Annotated in this window: 17 protein-coding genes; 6 read left to right on the forward strand and 11 right to left on the reverse strand. The window is 45.2% G+C overall.

Going from position 1 to position 19,793, the window contains the following annotated elements:
* The first annotated feature begins 14 nt into the window (after positions 1 to 14).
* Both ACE1CM_RS02985 and ACE1CM_RS02990 read left to right on the forward strand, forming a co-directional pair.
* Positions 15 to 2,087: a tetratricopeptide repeat protein gene (locus ACE1CM_RS02985; protein ID WP_374875917.1), complete on the forward strand. Its 2,073-nt coding sequence runs from the start codon at positions 15 to 17 to the stop codon at positions 2,085 to 2,087.
* A gap of 31 nt (positions 2,088 to 2,118) precedes the next feature.
* The gene (locus ACE1CM_RS02990) at positions 2,119 to 2,580 is read left to right on the forward strand and encodes a hypothetical protein (RefSeq protein WP_374875918.1); all 462 of its coding nucleotides are present in this window, start codon (positions 2,119 to 2,121) and stop codon (positions 2,578 to 2,580) included.
* 123 nt (positions 2,581 to 2,703) lie between these two features.
* On the opposite strand, the gene ACE1CM_RS02995 is transcribed toward ACE1CM_RS02990, so the two are convergent.
* On the reverse strand, positions 2,704 to 2,976 hold the full coding sequence (locus tag ACE1CM_RS02995; RefSeq protein WP_374875919.1) for a hypothetical protein: 273 nt from the start codon (positions 2,974 to 2,976) through the stop codon (positions 2,704 to 2,706).
* 711 nt (positions 2,977 to 3,687) lie between these two features.
* Between ACE1CM_RS02995 and ACE1CM_RS03000 the strand changes: the two genes are divergently transcribed.
* Positions 3,688 to 4,482 (forward strand): DUF4058 family protein, encoded by a 795-nt coding sequence (locus ACE1CM_RS03000; RefSeq protein ID WP_374875920.1) that lies wholly within the window; start codon positions 3,688 to 3,690, stop codon positions 4,480 to 4,482.
* 141 nt (positions 4,483 to 4,623) lie between these two features.
* On the opposite strand, the gene hisG is transcribed toward ACE1CM_RS03000, so the two are convergent.
* Positions 4,624 to 5,268, reverse strand: coding sequence for an ATP phosphoribosyltransferase (hisG, locus tag ACE1CM_RS03005; protein WP_374875921.1), 645 nt, complete (start codon positions 5,266 to 5,268; stop codon positions 4,624 to 4,626).
* Positions 5,269 to 5,341: 73 nt separating this feature from the next.
* On the opposite strand from hisG, the gene rppA reads away from it, so the two are divergent.
* Complete coding sequence (gene rppA, locus ACE1CM_RS03010) at positions 5,342 to 6,037, forward strand: two-component system response regulator RppA (protein WP_374875922.1); 696 nt, start codon at positions 5,342 to 5,344, stop codon at positions 6,035 to 6,037.
* 175 nt (positions 6,038 to 6,212) lie between these two features.
* Here rppA and ACE1CM_RS03015 read toward each other — a convergent pair whose 3' ends face one another.
* From ACE1CM_RS03015 to ACE1CM_RS03050, 8 genes are all read right to left on the reverse strand, one after another.
* Positions 6,213 to 6,971: a GUN4 domain-containing protein gene (locus ACE1CM_RS03015; RefSeq protein ID WP_374875923.1), complete on the reverse strand. Its 759-nt coding sequence runs from the start codon at positions 6,969 to 6,971 to the stop codon at positions 6,213 to 6,215.
* Positions 6,972 to 7,019: 48 nt separating this feature from the next.
* Entirely contained in the window at positions 7,020 to 8,216 is a 1,197-nt protein-coding gene (locus ACE1CM_RS03020; RefSeq protein ID WP_374875924.1) for a WD40 repeat domain-containing protein, read from the reverse strand.
* A 356-nt stretch (positions 8,217 to 8,572) separates the two neighbouring features.
* Positions 8,573 to 9,544, reverse strand: a complete 972-nt coding sequence (locus tag ACE1CM_RS03025) for a 1-acyl-sn-glycerol-3-phosphate acyltransferase (protein ID WP_374875925.1) — start codon at positions 9,542 to 9,544, stop codon at positions 8,573 to 8,575.
* Between the two features lie 130 nt (positions 9,545 to 9,674).
* Positions 9,675 to 10,001, reverse strand: a complete 327-nt coding sequence (locus ACE1CM_RS03030) for a ferredoxin (protein ID WP_374875926.1) — start codon at positions 9,999 to 10,001, stop codon at positions 9,675 to 9,677.
* Between the two features lie 38 nt (positions 10,002 to 10,039).
* On the reverse strand, positions 10,040 to 11,239 hold the full coding sequence (locus tag ACE1CM_RS03035; protein WP_374875927.1) for an aspartate aminotransferase: 1,200 nt from the start codon (positions 11,237 to 11,239) through the stop codon (positions 10,040 to 10,042).
* Between the two features lie 313 nt (positions 11,240 to 11,552).
* Entirely contained in the window at positions 11,553 to 12,746 is a 1,194-nt protein-coding gene (locus ACE1CM_RS03040) for an iron-containing alcohol dehydrogenase family protein (protein WP_374875928.1), read from the reverse strand.
* Between the two features lie 319 nt (positions 12,747 to 13,065).
* Positions 13,066 to 13,983: a branched-chain amino acid transaminase gene (locus ACE1CM_RS03045; RefSeq protein WP_374875929.1), complete on the reverse strand. Its 918-nt coding sequence runs from the start codon at positions 13,981 to 13,983 to the stop codon at positions 13,066 to 13,068.
* Between the two features lie 92 nt (positions 13,984 to 14,075).
* Complete coding sequence (locus ACE1CM_RS03050; protein WP_374875930.1) at positions 14,076 to 14,588, reverse strand: Ycf51 family protein; 513 nt, start codon at positions 14,586 to 14,588, stop codon at positions 14,076 to 14,078.
* A 325-nt stretch (positions 14,589 to 14,913) separates the two neighbouring features.
* On the opposite strand from ACE1CM_RS03050, the gene ACE1CM_RS03055 reads away from it, so the two are divergent.
* Positions 14,914 to 17,343 (forward strand): MASE1 domain-containing protein, encoded by a 2,430-nt coding sequence (locus ACE1CM_RS03055; RefSeq protein ID WP_374875931.1) that lies wholly within the window; start codon positions 14,914 to 14,916, stop codon positions 17,341 to 17,343.
* 3 nt (positions 17,344 to 17,346) lie between these two features.
* Positions 17,347 to 18,639, forward strand: coding sequence for a response regulator (locus ACE1CM_RS03060; RefSeq protein WP_374875932.1), 1,293 nt, complete (start codon positions 17,347 to 17,349; stop codon positions 18,637 to 18,639).
* On the opposite strand, the gene ACE1CM_RS03065 is transcribed toward ACE1CM_RS03060, so the two are convergent.
* Entirely contained in the window at positions 18,636 to 19,625 is a 990-nt protein-coding gene (locus tag ACE1CM_RS03065) for a DnaJ C-terminal domain-containing protein (RefSeq protein WP_374875960.1), read from the reverse strand. The genes ACE1CM_RS03060 and ACE1CM_RS03065 overlap by 4 nt on opposite strands.
* Between the last annotated feature and the right edge of the window lie 168 nt (positions 19,626 to 19,793).

Consider the following 19,793-nt stretch of genomic DNA (forward strand, 5'->3'; position numbering starts at 1 on the left):
GAGGTTACGACATTTTGCGCTTAGAACGCGCTTTTCGCCAAAATTATGTGGTGCTGTTGCAGGGGATGGGCGGGGTTGGCAAAACCGAGTTAGTAGGGGGATTTGCTCGCTGGTTGGATGACACCCAGGGACGCACGGGGGGCATTTTCTTCACTAGCTTTGAGCGCGGTGCGGGGTTGAGTCAGGTGGTGAATCAAATTGGCAGAAGCTTGGGGGGTGAGAAATTCGCCCAGTTAAAGCCAGAACAACAGCAGGCGGTGGTGCGACAATACTTGCAAACCCATCCTTGTCTGCTGATTTGGGATAACTTTGAACCCGTCAATGGGTTTCCCGCCGGAAATCTGCCATTGTTACCCGCCGCCGAAAGAGAAGAATTGAAGCGGTTTCTCAAAGAATTGCGCGGGGGGCAAACTTGGGTACTAATTACCAGTCGGCGGGAAGAAGGTTGGTTAGATTGCGGTTACGCGCTGCTGAGTTTGAAGGGACTGGTAAAACAGGATGGGGAAGAGTTAGCGGCGAAGATTCTGCAATCAGCGGAGATAAACCGGGCGAAACTGCCAAAAGAATATCTGGAGTTGCTGAAACTATTGGGGGGACATCCCCTGTCCTTGCGGGTGGTACTGCCTCACCTGAAAACCCAGACACCCGTGCAGTTAATCGAGGCATTGCGGCGGGGATTGGATACGTTCAAGGGTGCAGAGGAGGAAGGTAGAGAGAAATCTTTGCTGGTGTCGCTGGATTATTCGTTTGCGAAGTTGTCGGAACGGGCGCGGCAGCATTTGCCGTTTTTAGCGCTATTTTCTGAGCGAGTGGATGCAGGTTTCCTCCATCTTTTGTCGGAAAGTTCTGATAATCAGTTTGGACAGGCATATTGGGCGGTGTTTGGAGAAAACTTGCAGAAGCCCGATTGGATGGGATTGCTCAAGGAAGCCGCCGCCGCAGGGATTGTAGAACATTTGATGGGAACTATCTACAAAATTCACCCAGCACTGCCTTGGTATTTGCGACAACAGTTAGATACAAAAGGTTCGCAGGAGGTAATCAATAGCCTAGAAAAAAAGTTGCTACTTTTCTACGCAGAGTTGGCAGATATCTACCATGAGGAACTCATCAGCAATGCGGAATTGGCAACCTTTGCGCTGCGAGTAGAAGAGCCGAACCTATTGCAGCATTTACGACTGGCAGAACAGCAGCAGGATTGGGGTAATGCCAAATTTATTCTGACAGCCTTGGCAGAGGTATATACACGATGGGGGCGCAAACCAGAATTTAAGTCCCTGCGAGAACGGGCGCTGAACCAAATTGGTATCCACTTGGCACAAGCAAAGGCAAAGGGACGAAATGCCTTTGATTTCTGGATTTATCTGCGGGGAGTAGATGCAAATGAAGCTTTTAAAAGTGCCGACTTGGAAACAGCAAGAGCCTTTTATCAAGAAATTCTGGATGAATTGACAGCTTTAAATGACCCCTCCGTCAATGGCAATATCGCCTCTTTTAATCACAATCTTGGCTATATTGCCCAAAGGCAACGACGGTTTGACGATGCGATCGCTTTTTACAATAAAGCTCTCCAAATTAAAGAAGATGCGGGGGCTTTCTACAGTGCTGCTAGCGACTATCACCATCTAGGAATGGTAGCCGAAGATCAACGGCGGTTTGACGATGCGATCGCTTTTTACAATAAATATCTCCAAATTTATGAAGCTGCGGGGGATGCTTACATGGCTGCATATCCCTGTAAGCTTTTAGGAGAAATTGCCAAAGATCAAGGAGATTTTGAGACTGCTGTTGCCTATTTCCAAAAAGCATTTGAAGCCTTAAGTTCAGCAAATGATTGGCACAACGCATCTTTAACCCTAGTTGCATGGGGCGAAACCCTGGAAGCCCAATCAAATTGGACTGAAGCCGCGAAAATTTACATCCACGGCTTGGTCATCGAGGTTAAGCATAATAAAGAGTGGATTGGCTGGTATCTCAAAAATTTAAGGCGAATGCTCAAACAGTTGGGAGACAGCCAATTTGCCACAATTTGGCGCGAGGTAATAGGCGAAGAATTGCCAGAAGAATGGCGTTCAGTTATTCAATAAGCCAGCGAAACAAACGAGGAGTGAAATCGACGTGGAAACCCAATTAACCACCCCCGAAGTCAACGAAAAACGGCAGCTATTGCAAGATTACGAACCCGCTGCCGAGGCATTCGCCATCCTGGAAGAACAGCAAGGCAGACTCGATCTTAGTTTTGACGAACTGTGGGCAAAAAAAACAGGTCAAGTGTTTGAAGATCCCAGCAAACGCCAATCCCTCTGGCAAACCACGCTGCAAGTCCTGCGCCAAGAACTCTGCGGCGATGAAGGCTTTCGCGCCCAATTCAAAGAATATACCAAAAACCCAGGCAGCGCCCCTTTACTCACCGGTTTAATTGTTTCCCTCACCACCCTATCCGGCTTGCCCCTCGACCCGGCAATTTCGACGATTATTGTGTTGTATCTGCTCAAAATTGGCTTGAATATCTTTTGCGAATATACGGAATCTGCGAGTAATTCTGATGGGTCTGGGAGTGCTGATTCACAGGGGAAATGAGGAGAGAATTAACCAAGTTGCTAGGGAAAACGATCCCCCCAAACCCCCCTTGCCAAGGGGGGCTTAAGAGAGTAGTATGTAGGGTGCGTTAGCGATCGCGTAACGCACCATGCTAACTACACGTTACCGTCCCGATTTCCTGGTCGATGAATCGGTGGCAGGTTGCTTCCGGTAGCGAATGAGAATTGTCATCACCAAATCGGTTTTGGGTAATGGCGTCAAGGGACTCCATTCATCCACCTGGGCAAATCCGATAGCGTAAAAATTCTTGATTTCTTCGATTACTCCTTCGCGGGTACCGATAATCAGAAACCGAATCGGTTCGCGTTCGGGCATTTCTGGCGAGGAATTTTCACGCACAGATCCGATAGCATCAGACAAAAACTCTTGTGCCATGATATTTTCTCCTATTTTTTGGATGGGAAACCAAAAAATCTAGCCACCCCGCAAGCAGCGCAAAGCAGGGTGGCTACAGAGAGGTGTTAAAATGCTCTGTTAGCCTCCAGACTGATTTTGGCAGTGTGGGGGTCAAGCTGTCCTTTGCCGCTTCCAACGGCATAGGGCAGCGTACTAGATTTTTAGGCGGACACGGGTTGCTGTGGTTGAACTCAACCAACCTTAAAGAGAGAGCATAGCCCGATTGGGGACAACAGTCAAGATAATAGTTGATTTCGTTACGAAACTTTAGATGGTGGGGCGAATTGCTCGAATTGCAACAAGTTTGAGTTTGCAGTAATACAACATTATTGCCGGGACACGGCAGTCGAAGAATTTTCGCTGACAACAAAACTTACTTTAGCCTTTAGTCCCTACCTGGCGTTGATTTGAATGAAGAAAGAAGGAAGGGATGCGATCGCTTTAATTTCATACACCATATTTTACTATATTTGGGTAATTTATAATTCAAAAGCTTTTTTCAGTAAAATATTGCGTCATATTTATGTATTTCAGTTGATGGTTTCGCTTCGTTGATAGCCCGCCCGCAAATAAATCATCAACCAGAATATGATTGGCAACAGCATCATATTGTTGACGTTCCCTACGAGGAACCATCGGGAATTAATTGGATATGATATAACAAGTAGATAACCAACAGCGAGGATTACTATGCCATCCCCATTTCCCGGCATGAACCCTTATTTAGAAGCTCCTCAATTATGGCCCGATGTCCATCACCGACTCATTACAGCCATTGCTGACTTGTTAGCCCCTCAATTGGAACCTAAATATATTGTCGCAATTGAACGCCGAATTTATGAAGTTATAGACGAAACACCTCTATTAGTAGGACTGCCCGATGTCATGGTGCAGCGTTCTACAACTACTCCAGAGCAAACAAATACTAATGTCGCTACTTTATCACCTCCAGCCCAACCAATTACAGTAACAGTTCCCATACCCGAAACTGTGGGACAAGGTTATTTAGAAATCCGCCTAGTGGGAAGCAATCAAGTCATCACCGCTATAGAAATTCTCTCGCCTGTGAACAAGCGACCGGGGAAAGGGCGGGAAACTTACGAAGCAAAACGGCAAAATGTTCTGACTAGCTTAACCCATTTAGTAGAAATTGATTTACTGCGCCAGTGGCAACCAATGCCAATTTTAGAAACCAATATTAAAAGCCATTATCGCATTTTAGTTAGCCGCAGACAACGCCGACCGCTAGCAGATTTATATGCGTTTAATTTACAAAATTCAATTCCAACATTTCCCTTACCTTTATTACCAGGCGATGCCGAACCTATCATCGATTTGAAAGCATTATTAGATTCAATTTACGACCGCGCCGTTTATCGCTTGCAAATCAACTATAACAACGAACCCATACCCGCCTTGACCGAAGCAGATGCAACCTGGGCAGATCCACTATTAAAAGAACAGGGAAACAGAATTGCAGATTGAAGAAAATTGCAGATTTTAGATCTCAGATGGCAGATTTAATATCAAATCAGTTAACCTCTCTTTTCTTTCTCTGCGTCCTCTGCGCCTGGAGCGGTTCATTCAGATAGCTCAAATCTAAAACCTGCAATCTTCAATCTAAAATCAAACCGCAGATAGAGATTGTTCTCGCAATTGTTCAACCAATGAGTGCAGATTATAACTATCGAGACGATAACTCAAAGGATTGGCAATTAATCGCGCCGTACTTTGATACAAAACCTCAATTTCAACCAAACCATTTTCGCGCAAAGTTTTACCCGTGGAAACTAAGTCTACAATCGCTTCCGACATGCCGGTAATTGGCCCTAATTCCACCGAGCCGTATAAAGGTACAATCTCTACAGGCATATCCAAATTTTGAAAGTATTCGCGGGCGCAGTTAACAAACTTAGACGCAACTCTACCGTGGGGCGGCAATTCCAACGCCGATCGATATGGACTTGATTGCTTCACCGCTACCGACAGGCGACAGCTACCAAACCCCAAATCAGCTAAATGGGCAACTTTAGGTTGTTTTTCCCGCAACACGTCGTAACCGACAATTCCCAGTTGCGCTTGTCCGTATTCTACATAAACCGGGACGTCATGAGTCCGGACTAGCAAAGCTTTGGCGGTATTGGTGGGGTCGGTAATTTGCAGTTGGCGATTGGAGGAGTCGAGAAAGGCGCTAAAGTCTAGTCCTACCGCAGAAAGCAGGCGAATACTATCTTTAAGTAGGGCACCTTTTGGTAATGCAACAGTCAGCATCAGGATTTTAGATTTGAGATTTTAGATTTTTGATTTTAGATTAAATTTGAAGCGAAAATCTAAAACGATCGAGATGCAGATTCTTTTGGTTGACGATGAAGTTGAACTAACCGATCCCCTGAGTCGCGTCTTGACTCGCGAGGGTTATCGGGTTGATGTCGCTTATGATGGCACATCTGGTACTCAAATGGCGTTGCAAGGCGATTATGACTTGCTGATTTTAGATTGGATGCTACCGCAGATGTCCGGGTTAGAGATTTGTCAGAGAGTCCGATCGCACGGACTATCCACACCCGTCCTGTTTCTCACCGCTAAAGATACTTTAGACGATCGCGTGCAAGGTTTAGACGCCGGTGCAGATGATTATCTGATCAAACCCTTTGAACTGCGGGAATTACTAGCGCGAGTCAGGGCGCTATTGCGGCGAAAAACTGTCTCAGACTCAGAAAAATGGCAAAAACGCCTGCGCGTTGGCGATTTAGAACTAGATTGCGACAACCAGCTTGCCTATCGTCGCTTACGCCCCATCGAGTTATCGGAAAAAGAAACCCAACTACTGGAATATTTTATGCGCCATCCCGGTCAATTATTAACCCACGCCCAAATTCACGAACATTTGTGGGGCGAAGGCGAACAACCCAGCAGCAACGTTTTAGCAGCATTAATTCGCCTGCTGCGCCGCAAAATCGAGGGGAAAAATGAAAGTCAGCTAATTCATACAGTTTATGGTAAAGGTTATCGCTTTGGAGAGGTAATGGGTAATGGGTAATTGCTAATTGCCATCAGACCCTGAATTACTCCCTTCTCTCTCCAAAATTACCTACCTCTCCTTTTCTCTTACCTCTGCGTTCTCTGCGTCTCTGCGTTTCAATAAAAGGATTAGATAGAGTAACCCATGCGCATTTTTATCGTCCAAACTGCCATTGATGGAAATAGAGATCAGATCAACTGTTCAATTTGAACAGACTTTCTAAACAAACAACCACGCCAAACCCACCTACAGGTAAAAATGGCAAGTGTCCTGGAGGCGCATTTAAATTGAACTTGAGACGATCGTATTCAACCCAACAATGCTTCACCCGCCATCCGACGCGATCGCAAAACCGATACCAAGTACTATAATCTGCTTTACCATTACCTCCAAGGCTTTTCCAAATCGATGCTTGAACCTGCAAACCAAACTTGCCGTTACTGCATCCATCCCACAACCGATCGATTTTCTTGATTAACTTACCAGACAATCTTTCAATATCTTGCAGTTTGAGGCAAGTTCCATTTTCCCTTCCACCTGCTTTTAGCATGATTGCCGCTGTTTCTTTATCTGCTTCTTGCCAATTTCCCACCGCCAATAAACCCCCCAACCGACTACAGTCGATTTCTCCTGGATAAATTGCCGGTAAATATTCTGTTAAAACCTGCTGAATTCTGGGTTCTGCTTGTTCTAGCAAAATTGCATAAGCTTGCCAACGAACTTGTTCTGAATAGTCTCCTAAAGCTTGAATAACTAAATCTAACCCTGCTTCTCCATAGGTTATAGCTTTTGAGAGAGTTTCTATTTTCTGTTCTGCTGTACAACGCGAGAACCGATGCTTTAGTCCGGCAATTCCGCCTAAAACTGCGCCATCTACCGGCGGTAAAGCTAAAACTTGACCGCCTCCCAAAACAGCATCGTATTCTCTTGGTTGGTTAGGTATATCTGTCACCGCTATTTGACCTTATTTGAATTTAGTATTGACTACAACACCAGTTTCCTAAATTCCCCAAATCTTGATAGTTTTATCATTACTGCCAGCACTCAAACTTTGACCATCCGAACTAAAAGCAAGGCAATTTGGCAAAATATCATCTCCGGTTAAACTATGCATTAATTTACCCGTTCTTACATTCCAAAAATTGATTGATTTTTGATAACCATCCCCGATAACAAGAGTTGTTCCATCTGGACTGAAAGCACTACAACGAAATAGGTAATGTAACAAGTGGGGATGTGGATCTAAAGTTTGAATTATTTTCCCATCCGGTGTTAAAATTGTAATGGTGCCTTTGAAACAACCAGCAGCAAGCATTTGTCCATCTGGACTAATAGCAAGCGAATAACCAACCATATTTAACGTGTGGGGTTCGCTTCTATTTTGCCAGTTCCATAACTTAATCGTTCGACTTATATCGTTACTGATAAGTGTTTTTCCATCTGGGCTAAATGCTAGGCGAATAATGCTTTCTTTATGGGTTCCCCACATCAGTAAAGGACTGATATTTAAAATTAACTTGCCGCTGGTAATATCCCAAATTTTGATACATCTATCGTCGCCGCCAGTGGCAAGGGTTTTAGAGTCATGACTTAGTGCGATCGCTCGAATTTCCCCTTGATGTCCGTAGAGGGTATGCTGTAATTCTCCCTCCACCCAAATTTCCACAAAACTCTTAGCAGCTTTGATGTTTCTTACCAAAATTTCCCCATCATCGCTGATAATAAAAGATTGCTGGTTCCTGGGATATTTAGGAATCGCGTAAAGCAATTCCATCGCGTTCAAATCTACAACTTTTATCGTTCTATTACTCGCTAAAAATGCTGCTTTATCCCCGGTTGAATTTAATGCAATCTGTTCCCCAGCTTTAACGGTGCGGAGGCATTCAAAAAAACGATAATAATTGATTTTGCTCAATGCCTGCTTTACTTCTTCTTCTTTCCTTCTTCGCAATTGTAAATAAGCCGTTTTTTGCACCAATTCCGATTCATCTTCTAAAGCTTTAATCCCTATTTCTAATCCAGCTTTGCCATATTTTTTTGCTTCTTTAACTGCCGCGACTCTGTGTTCCGCAACCGCACTCGCAAAGCGTCTCTTAACTCCAGCAATTCCTCCCAAAACAGCCCCCGTCGCGGGGATTATATTTTGTCCGCCAAGTACAACATCGTACTCTCTAGGTTCCTGGGTATTCTGTGTCATTTCCTCAATTACTGGATTTTAAATCTACGTATTATTATAAATCATCGGTTGACGCTGGTAATAGGTAATGGGTAATGGGTAATTGTCCGTTAAATTGCCAATAATAAAAAAGCCTCACCCCGTTGTTGCGTAGGGACTAAGGCTAAAGAGATATCTCGGACAAACAGATAACGTTAATAATGCCGTGTCCCGGCTTCTAATTATGGGTAATCGACCGGACATGATATTACCAGCCATTCTGTGAAAAGAAACCGGGTTTCTGTGAAAAATGGTTTAGCAAGTAAAGATAGCTACAAAGAAACCCGATTTCTGATTTCGTTAACCCCACCCCTGCTGCCAATCAATCCCATTAACAATTAGCAATTAGCAATTAGCAAGGTATTAATTGTATTTTGCATCTTTTCTCGCAATCTTTGTGCTTGAACGTAATCATTTGAACGATTGCTATCTAAATCAACTGCTGTTTCTGAGTCTGGTTGAATAAAGTAACGCAGGCGAGTTTTCATTGCCCAAACTCCCATTGATGGAAATAGGATAAAGAAAATCATTAAAGGGGAAATTGGCAAGAAAGGCAAGTTTAATCTTTTAGCCAATTTCCGCAAATGCACGGTGAAAGGATGTAAGTATTCATTCCCAATGCAAACAATTGGTAAAATAGGAATTTGATAGATATTGCTCAAGCGAATAAAACTCGGATGAAATGTTTCTAGTTGATAGCGGTTTTGCCAAGCTTTACCGGGTCCGCGCAAACCTTCTGGGGCGTAGAGTAAAATGGTTTTTTGCGCTAATGCTGCTGCAAATTCCTCTTTTTCTGCCCTGACTGCACCCAAAACCTGCGACCATCCAGGTGGTAACCACCAAATCACCCAAGGATGGTCAAATAATGATACTCCAGCTAGGGGTTGCGTTGCCCATCCTCGTGCTTTTCCTAACAAATAAGCCAATATCATAAAATCCCAGGGAAAACACATCCCGGCATGGTTCATCGCCACAATTAACGGACCGTTTTGGGGTAAATTTTCCATTTGTTGCAGTTCGGCGCGATAATAATATTGGGCAATCGGCGCTAAAACTTCTTCCCGGAAAGCTTGCTGATAATTTGGCTCGAATTTAGCCGTTTCTTGGCGCGGTAAACGACAACCAAGGCGCAACCAACGGATTAACAATGCCACATAAAAACCACCGGGAATCAGAAATAGCGGATATTCCAGCCAAGTCCAACCATCGGGGTCGCTATGATAATGTTGCCAGTGGCGGTTAAATAAAATCAACCACCCTGGAGGATACCACAGGCAAAATCTATCAAACCAGCTAAACCGATAGGACATAGGGAATTTCAGATTTTAGATTTTAGATTTTAGATTTGGGATTTGGGATTGAATACAATCTGCCATCTAGAATCCGAAATTGGCAATCGATCTAATTACCTATTACCCATTACCCATTACCCATTACCATTCAAGGAGAAAACATCTCCCAAGATAGATGAACTCTCCGGTTGAGTTTGGCTTCTACAGGTTTTCCACAGCGCAAATGCTGTTCGATGATAACAGGTACGTCATTCGGTTTGACTTGCCAATACCAAGTTTCCTCTGGCAGAATTCGCACGGTAGGGCCAGAACTGCACTGACCCTGACAACCGCTGCTTTCTACCTGCACTCCCGGAATTTTAACAGCACCAAACGCTTCCAGCACCTTGGCGGAGCCGTTTTTTAAGCAAGTTTGGTGCTGACAAACTAACACGCAACGTTCATTAGGTTCGTGGCAGGGGTTGTTGTTTGCCATGAGTTAAGAAATGTTAACGAGCAACGCTGTTTTTATTGTTACCCCAAAACTCCTGCCTCTGCCTGATAGCGAATATTAGCTTGTTTTAAGCGTTTGAGAGCTTCGCCTAAGCGATCGCACTCTGCAATCAAGCTTACCCGCACGTACCCCTCACCGGCAACGCCAAAGGCATTCCCAGGGGTCACCACCACACCCGTCTGCTGCAAAACCGACAGAGCAAAATCCGTCGATCCGACACCGGGAGGCGTTGGTACCCATACATACATCGTAGCCTTGGGTTTGGGAATGCTCCAACCAAGTTGTGCCAATCCATCAATTAAAAAATCCCGCCGCGTGCGATAGCGTTGTTGCACCTGTTGCAAATAACTATCGGGTAACTGAAGTGCGGTTTCCGCCGCGCATTGCAATGCGGCAAATAAACCGTAATCTAAATTAGTTTTTAACGTCCGCAACCCTTGCACGATGCGGCGGTTACCCACAACAAAACCCACGCGCCACCCTGCCATATTGTAAGTTTTGGACATCGTATGAAATTCCACGCCAATATCTTTGGCACCTGGAATTTCTAGCAAGCTGGTAGGTTGATAACCATCAAATGCCAATTCTGCGTAACACAAGTCGTGAACGAGTAATATTTCATACTTGCGGGCAAAGGCGACAATTTCCTCAAAAAATTCGCGGGGGGCGGTGGCGGCGGTAGGATTGCTGGGATAGTTGAAATAGAGTATCTTGGCTTGTTGGGCAACTTCGTCGGGAATTGCCGCTAAATCGATTACCCAGTCGTTTTCCGGTTTTAAAATTAAGCTGTGAACCTTGCCGCCAGCGATCGCCGGACCGCGAAAATGGGGAGGATAGGCAGGAGTTGGCACTAAAATTACATCCCCTGGGTTGATATAAGCAAGTGCCAGATGGGTTAAACCTTCTTTAGAACCCAATAAAGGCAACGCTTCGCTATCCGGATCGAGTTCAACCTCGTAGCGACGCTTGTACCAATTAGTTATAGCGCGGCGGAAGCTAGCGGTGCCTTCAAACGGCGGATAACCGTGATTGGCGGGGTTTTTTAGCGCCGCGATCGCTGCCTCGATCACTGGTTCCGGTGCCGATCCATCCGGGTTGCCCATCCCCAAATCTATTAAATCAAGTCCTTGCTCGCGGGCGCGAGCTTTCAATTCGTCCAAACGGGCAAATACGTAAGGCGGTAGTGCTTGCAGTCGCTCAGCGGGACTAATCCAATCCATTTTATATTTCAGATTTCAGATTTTAGATTTTAGATTGAAACATGGGTAATTGGTAATTGGTAATTGGTAATTGCTAATTGGTCAGGACTTAGGCAACTTCTATATGTAGGGTGCTCTCTTCGCAGTAACGCACCATTTCCACTATATCTGGAGTTGGCTGCCTAAGTACTGTTGGTAATTTTGACGGGAAAGTTATTGCGGGCAAGTTTTGTTCTAGTTGAACCATTGTCGATCAAAATCGCTAACCGGGGCGGGTTTAGTCAAATTGTCTGTTTTTCCCAAATTTTATGGGTAAAACCCGCCCCTACATCTCTCACGCGCTCACTTGCTCCTCTACTCGCCTGCTTCCCTCCCCGCGTCTCCCCGTCTCCCCGTCTCCCCGTCTCCCCACCCCGGATTCAATCGGCGTTGTGGTAGACACCATTGCTGCCATTAGCTGTTCGGGTACGACTTTAAACGGTAGGCGGTGGATATCGGAATTAGGATTGCAGGCAATTTCAGCTGCTTGCCGCAATTCTTTTAAGGTAATATTCCCCAGTGCCAAATCGTCTAAGGTTTGAGGTAAGCCGATTTCGGCATAAAATTTCAACAGTTGCTGTCTGGCAGTTGCTGCTAGTTGATTGCCCTGCACCATTTCTTCCAATCGCAGTTGCACGAGGATACCGTAGGCGACTTTTTCCCCGTGTAAGGCATCGTGGGCGGCGGGGATATGAGTTAATCCATTATGAACCGCGTGGGCGGCGACGGTGCGACACTGGGCGCCTCCCAATCCGCCAATCACTCCCGCCAGCAATACCGTTGCATCCACGACTTCGCGCCAAACTTCGCCCCCCGGTTCTTTAAGGGCATCTGCGGATTTTTGGAACAGGATATCTCGTAAAATTCTGGCTTGTTGTACCGCAGCAATAATCAAAGTTTGCTCTGAAGTGCCGCTGCTTACCGATGCTTCGTACCACTTCGCCAAAGCATCGCCAATTCCAGCGACTAAGGTACGTTGGGGGGCAGTTTGAATCAAACTGTAATCGAGTACCAGCAAGTCGGGACAGCGGTCTAAGGGTACGTCGTAGAGGAATGCGCCCTGTGGGGAATAGACGTTAGAAAGCGCGGTCCAAGCGGCACAGGTAGCGCCAGAAGTGGGGATGGTGACGATGGGTAGGTGGCACTGATGGGCGAGTAATTTAGCGGTATCGAGGGCTTTGCCGCCGCCAACACCGATAATAAAGTCGGCTTGGTGCTGTTCGATTTGCGATCGCAACATCGCCAAACTATCCTCGCTACAATCTGGACTGTAGGATGCCCAAGCCGCAGACAGTTGTTGGCAGGCAATCGCTGGCTGTAATCTAGGATGAACGACAGCTAGCGTCCGATCGCCTCCCACCACCAAAGGACGGTTGCCCATGCGGGCAAGATCGACATTCTCCAATGCCAAGTTCCCCCGTACAACTTGCGCGGGGGCAACGGTCAAAGTCAGCGAACCAGTAGCAGTTAAAGATGACACGTTAGACAAAGTTTAACTGGGACTATAACAATACCATGTTAGCTGCACAACAACAGACTTTTTGCCAAACAAGATTTCACATCAAGTCCCCCCCATCGTTATCGTATCGGTTCGAGCGGGTTTATCTAGAATGAATTTCTGGTTGTAGGGGCACGGCATAGAATAACTTTTGGTTTATCCCAAAGGTTTTAAAATGCCGTGCCCCTACTACAAACATTTTTGGAGATAACATAACCCGTTTTAACGGGTTTTAGATGTAGAGACGTTACATGTAACGTCTCTACATCGTGAAATTTATTTCACCGCTCTTTCACCGTTCCCACCCAATCTAATCCTTAAGCGAAATTGAATAAACCCAACTAGCGTAATTCGGATCGCGGTTTTCTGTAATCGCTGTCAGTTTTTCCCGCAGCTTTTCCGTAATCGGACGGTTATTAGAGAATTCGTACCCTTCAATCCGTTTTACCGGCGTTATTTTTGCCGCCGTCCCGCTTAAGAAGACCTCATCAGCGATGTACAATTCTGATTTATCCACTGGTCTTTCTATCGTTTTAATTCCCATATCTTTAGCCAGGGTCAGGATACTATCGCGCGTAATTCCTTCTAAGATATCCTGTTCGAATCCTGGCGTAATCAGTTGTCCGTTTCGCACCAAAAAGATATTCATTCCCGAAGCTTCGCTGACTTTCCCTTGGGAATTCATTAAAATTGCTTCATCGAATCCCGATTCTACCGCTTCAGTTTTAGCTAAAGAAGAAGTAATGTAAGCGCCGCTGACTTTTCCTCGTAGCGGTAAACTGCGGTCTTCTTGACGATACCAGGAACTGATGCGACAACTCACCCCTTCTGCCGCTAAATAATCTCCTAACTCTAACCCATACACAAAAAAGTCTTTTTCGATTTTATGCAATCTGGGGGCAATTCCCAAATCCGACGTATAAACAAAAGGTCTAATATAAAAAGACGTTTTCGGCTGATTTTTTTTCACCCATGTTACTATAATTTCTTCGATTTTTTCCGCTGGTAAATCGTACCGCAGCAATCTAGCGCTATCGCTTAATCGTTTGCAATGCCGGTCTAATCTAAACAGTAAAATATTGTCTTTATTTTGCGGTTCTGGAATGCCTCGCAATCCGCCAAACGCTGCTGTTCCGTAATGTAAAGCATGGGTAGCGATCGATATTTTAGCGTCTTCAAAATTCACAAATTGATTTTGAAAGTAAGCGATTGGCAGGAAATTGTACATGATTGCAGATTTCTGATTTGAGAATAATTGCAGATTTCTGATTTTATATTGCAGATTTTTTACTTGAAAATCTGCAATCTGAAATCTAAAATCTAAAATTTTGGTATTTGAGCCAACTTTTCCGAATAAATTTCGATATCTAGATTTTGGTCTTCGCGACTGGCGAGACTGCGTTTGACCTGACCCAAATAAAGTGGTTGAGAAACCCCAGGTTTGGGATGGGTAATAGTACGCGCCCGAATCAGCAATTGAGCGTTGGCAGAACCCGCTCTACCGTAGGAAAATAAGTCACCGGCAGCTTGGCGGAGGGTAGCATCCAATTCGGATTGAGTAATTTGATTGGGAACGGCGATCGCAGCCAGGGTCGCCCCATTATCATAAATCACCGAGTAGCGCACTGCACCGGGAATCGCCGTGCGGGTAAACAATCCCAATCCCAAGGCAAACAAACCCGCCGTCAGGACACCCATAAAACTGGTAGCGCCCACCAGCCGAAAGCGGATACCCCATTTTAAAATAAATCCCATCAGGGTGATGGCAGCGCCGACTAAAGTCAGGATACCCGCCCACTGGGAAGCTTGGAAAAAATCAGTTGTTGCTGGCATTGGCGATCTGGCTAATGGCTAATGGATCATGGCGGTGCAAGACAAAACTTACTCAAAGCGAGCATTTCGCGCGCTTTGAGGTTTGCTTCCTGCAACTGCGGCTCTGAGTCGGATCCTAACCTGTCCACAGGCGTAAATTCCGCGCTTGCCGCACGTACTTAGTCTTTGTCATTATCAGTCAAAAGTTGTTTGTCCAGCAAGCTTTCTCGCTCAAAGTTTGAGCGAGATTTGATTGCGTTGCGGTGTTTGCTGCATAATTTTGGCGGGAATCCTTTAAATACAAGGGTAAACTGCCCAATGCCATACTGGGGGTAAAGTACCAACCATGCAAATCAGTCAAATCGCCCGAAAATCCAGATTCGTTCTAGATGGAACGGTACTGATAGCGTTATTAATTTTACCTGGGATTCACTACAGCCTTGCTATTTTATGCCGAGATCTGTACTTCCAGGATGGTACGACCGCTATTTGGCCTTCAACAGCTGTATATTTGGCGGCAGTGCTGCTGTTGGGATATCGCATCTGGCCTGCTATCCTGGTGAGCGAACTGATTGCCAATCACTTAATTTTTTATCAAAATAATATATTGTTCGGCACTAGCCAAGCTTTGATTGCTCTGATCGACCCGCTAGTAGCTGGTTTTCTGATTAATCGCTTTACCCTTCGCCGCCCTATCCTGGAGAAAACTGGAGATGTTTTCCAATTCGTTGTCCTCCTGATGCCGAGTTTGGTGGTTAGTACCACGCTTTGCATTACTAGCTTGTGTTTGGTGGGTAAAATGGCTTGGGCAGAATATGGTGACAATTGGTGGGGTTGGTACACTGCCACCTATGCCGGTCAACTGATCGTCACCCCAGCGATACTGGCGTGGTTTTCGCCATCAAGAGGGCAAAAAAGATATAGCTGGGGAAAGTTTAACGAGTTGTTACTGCTGGTGTTATGCGCGATCGCCATCTGTCGAATTGCGTTTTGGGGCGGCTATCCCTTGGAGTATATCATCATTGCCCTGCTGATCTGGTCGGCGTTTCGGTTTGGGGCGCCCTTATCGACTTTAATGGTGGTGGTGGTGAGTGCGATTGCAATTTATGGCACTTCCCACGGTTTCGGATCGTTCTACCGTCAGTCAATCAAAGAATCTTTGTTACTTTTGCAATCGTTTATCAGCGTTGTTGCCTTAACCACCTATATTTTATGCGCCGCAATTGAAGATAATAGAATAGCTCAAGCCAAACTGAGAAACTCCAAAAATGAATTAGAACTCCGCGTCGAAGAACGCACCGCCGAACTAAGACAAGCTAAACTTATCGCCGACCAAGCAAACCAAGCCAAAAGCGAATTCCTAGCCAACATGAGTCACGAACTGCGTACCCCCCTTAACGGTATCCTTGGGTACGCCCAAATTCTGCAAAACTCCCAAAATTTTAGCCAAAAAGAACGCAAAGGCATCGACATTATTTACCAGTGCGGTTCCCACCTGCTCACGCTAATTAACGATATCCTAGACCTGTCTAAAATTGAAGCCCGGAAAATGGAACTTTACCCCAAATATTTCCATTTTTCCTCCTTTCTTGACGGGGTAGCAGAAATTTGCCGCCTCAAAGCCGAGCAAAAAGAAATTGAATTCAACTATCAACCATCCCCTCAACTGCCCTCTGCCATACATGCCGATGAAAAACGCCTGCGTCAAGTTTTAATTAACCTCTTAGGCAACGCCATTAAATTCACCAACCAAGGAAAAGTAACCTTCAAAATCGAAGTAATAAATCCTGGTTCAAGTGAATCTAAAATCTGCCATCTGCCATCTGCAATCTGCCATCCCCTTATTCGCTTTCAAATCGAAGACACTGGCGTTGGCATAAGCGAGGAACAACTCGATAAAATTTTCTTACCTTTCGAGCAGGTTGGCAACACAGAAAAGCGGATGGAAGGCACTGGATTGGGATTAGCCATCAGTCAAAAAATTGTATCTTTAATGTCCAGCACAATCTTTGTAAAAAGTCAACCAGAAAAGGGAAGCATTTTCTGGTTTGAGGTAGAATTACCCCCAGCGTTAAACCTAGAAAGAAATTATAAAAGAATTGAGCAACCCAGCAGCATTATTGGATTTGAAGGCAAAAAACGCAAAATCTTAATTGTCGATGACCATTGGGAAAATCGCTCGGTTGTGGTTAATTTACTTTTCCCCCTGGGGTTTGAAGTTTTTGCAGCTAATAACGGTCAAGAAGGGTTAGATAAAGCCAGAGAAATTCAGCCGGATTTAATTATCACCGATTTGAGAATGCCAGTGATGGATGGGTTAACGATGACCCAGCATATAAGAGAGTCGCCAAATCTGCAAAATGTAGCGATCGTTGCTTCCTCTGCAAGCGTGTTTGACTACCACCAGCAACAAGCTTTGGCAGCAGGTTGTAATGATTTTCTTCCCAAACCTATCCAAGTCGCACAGTTACTAGGGCAATTACAACAACACTTGCAGTTGACCTGGATTTATCAAACTGAAACTGACTATTCAATCAAGGAAAAATCAGCCGCAGATTTAACCAGTGAAATCCTGTTTCCTCCCGGCGAAGAACTTGTTAAACTGTATCAAGCCGCTGTGAGGTGCGACGTAAATTTGGTTGAGGCAGAAGCAAAACGCATCAAGCAATTAGACTCTAAATATAAAGCTATTGCCGATAAGTTATTGGCAAGAGCTGACGAGTTTGACGTAGAAGCGATAGCAGAATTATTAGAACCCTATCTTGCCAGCAACTAACCTATGGTAGACGCTCAAAAAAACACGATTCTAATTGTCGATGACAACCCTAACAACATCCGGGTGTTATTTGAGTTTTTACACCAATCTGGCTTCAAAGTTTCAGTTGTTAAAAGCGGTGAAGCAGCAATAGAAAAAATTGCATTGATTCAGCCAGACTTGATTTTGTTAGATGTGATGATGCCTGGAATTGATGGGTTTGAAACCTGCCGCCGTTTGAAAGCAGATCCGAAGGCAAAAGATATCCCAGTCATTTTTATGACTGCCCTCGCCGATACAGAACATAAGGTAAAAGGGTTGCAAATTGGAGCGGTAGATTACATTACCAAACCATTCCATTTCAGCGAAGTTTTAGCGCGGGTTAACGTGCATTTGGCACTCAGAAACGCGCGAGTTCAGTTAATTAATGAAGTCGCAGAACGCAAGCAGATTCAAAAGCAGCTTCAGCAAACGCTAAAAGAGTTAAAAAAAGCCCAAACCCAGCTAATTCAAAATGAGAAAATGTCTAGCTTGGGTCAACTGGTGGCAGGGGTGGCACACGAAATTAACAATCCAGTTAACTTTATTTACGGCAACATTACCCATGCAGAGGAATATATCCAAGACTTGTTGAGACTGCTGCAACGCTATCAACAGTACTATCCTAATCCCGTGTCTCAGGTGCAGGCTGAATTAGAGGCAATTGACATAGATTTCTTACTCGAAGATCTGCCTAAAATACTAGACTCGATGAAACTTGGAACGGATCGCATTCGACAAATTGTGCAGTCTTTGCGAATCTTCTCCCGCACCGATGAAGCTGAAATCAAATCTGTAGATATTCACGAGGGAATTGATAGCACTTTGATGATTTTGTCACATAGATTAAAGGCTTTCTCTAATCGCCCTAACATTGAAATTATTAAAAAATACGGCAATTTACCGCTAGTGGAATGCTACCCCGGACAACTTAACCAAGTGTTTATGAATATCCTCAACAATGCAATTGATGCTTTAGAGGAAGCGATTGATATGCAGAAAATATCCACACCTTCGATTGCAATTCGTACCGAAGTTGTGGAGAGCAAAAGCATAGCCATTAGCATTACCGATAACGGAATGGGAATGGCTGAAGATATTAAACAAAAGATATTTGACCCCTTTTTTACAACTAAACCCGTGGGTAAAGGAACGGGTATGGGGCTTTCGATTTGCTACCAAATTATAACGGAGAAGCACGGCGGAACGCTGTCTTGTGCTTCACAACCGGGACAAGGTACCGAGTTGGCGATCGCAATTCCCCTGACTCAAACCTAAACAGGTAAGTCAGTCCTGGGATTAAATGTTTCAATTTGCCGCAACTTTTCATACAGTTCCCTCTCCCGCAGACTGGGATTTCTGGGAACTACGATCTGAATTTCCACTAACTGATCGCCCTTGTCGCCCTCATCAACAGGATAGCCTTTATTTGCCAGTCGCAAACGCTGACCCGACTTCACTCCAGGCGGAACCGACATTTTGACTCGTCCATCGAGGGTGGGGACTTCAATTTGTCCGCCCAAAACAGCTTCGCTGGGAGTCACCGGGACAGAACAAACAATATCCGCACCTTCTATCTTAAAGAACGGATGCGGTTCAACTGTAATTTTCAGGAATAGGTCGCCGCCTTCAATCCCTTGACCGCGCAGGCGGATGCGCTGATCGCTTACCATACCGGGAGGCATGTTAACTTCAATCGATCGCCCATCTTCCAAGCGAATGCGTTGCGCTCCTCCCACATAAGCTTTTTCTAGGGGTATCGTTAGTCGCGCTTCAATATCTTTGCGGGCGGGACGCGGGGATACAGTATAAGCTACTTTAGTTGTACCGGGACGGAACGGATCGGCTGTTGATACCGATGCGCGGGAATTGAAATCAGCTGGGGTGGCGACGCGGCTTTCTTTACGCCGTCCCAACAGTTGGTCGAGAAAGCTCTCAAAGTCTTCAAACTGACCGTAATCGAATTTGTCCCCAGATCGCTCTTTGCCATTTTCCCAGGGTTTAGCGGGGCGCGTAGCTTTGCCTGGGAAGCCTTTTTTGTGCCAATAGCGGCTGTATTGGTCGTACTCTGCCCGCTTATCGGCGTCAGAGAGGACTGCATATGCTTCGCTAATATCTTTAAATTTTTCCTCAGCTTCTTTATCACCCTGATTCATATCGGGGTGATATTGCCTAGCTAAACGCCGATAAACTTTTTTAATTTCTTCTGCCGGAGCATCTCGATCAACACCCAGAATTGCGTAGTAGTCCCGATAGTTTTGCATTGTCTTAGTCATTAGTGGGTGGTAATGGGTAATGGGTAATGGGTAATGGGTAATGGGTAATGGGTAATGGGTTTTCTATTACCTACTACTGTAAGGGAGAGGCATTCCGGTAAAAAGACTTGATACCGAAATGCGTCACCCCTCTGATTCAACTACCAATTAGCAATG

It is taken from the genome of Microseira sp. BLCC-F43 (assembly GCF_041929235.1).
In the GTDB taxonomy this organism is placed as follows: Bacteria; Cyanobacteriota; Cyanobacteriia; order Cyanobacteriales; family Aerosakkonemataceae; genus Microseira.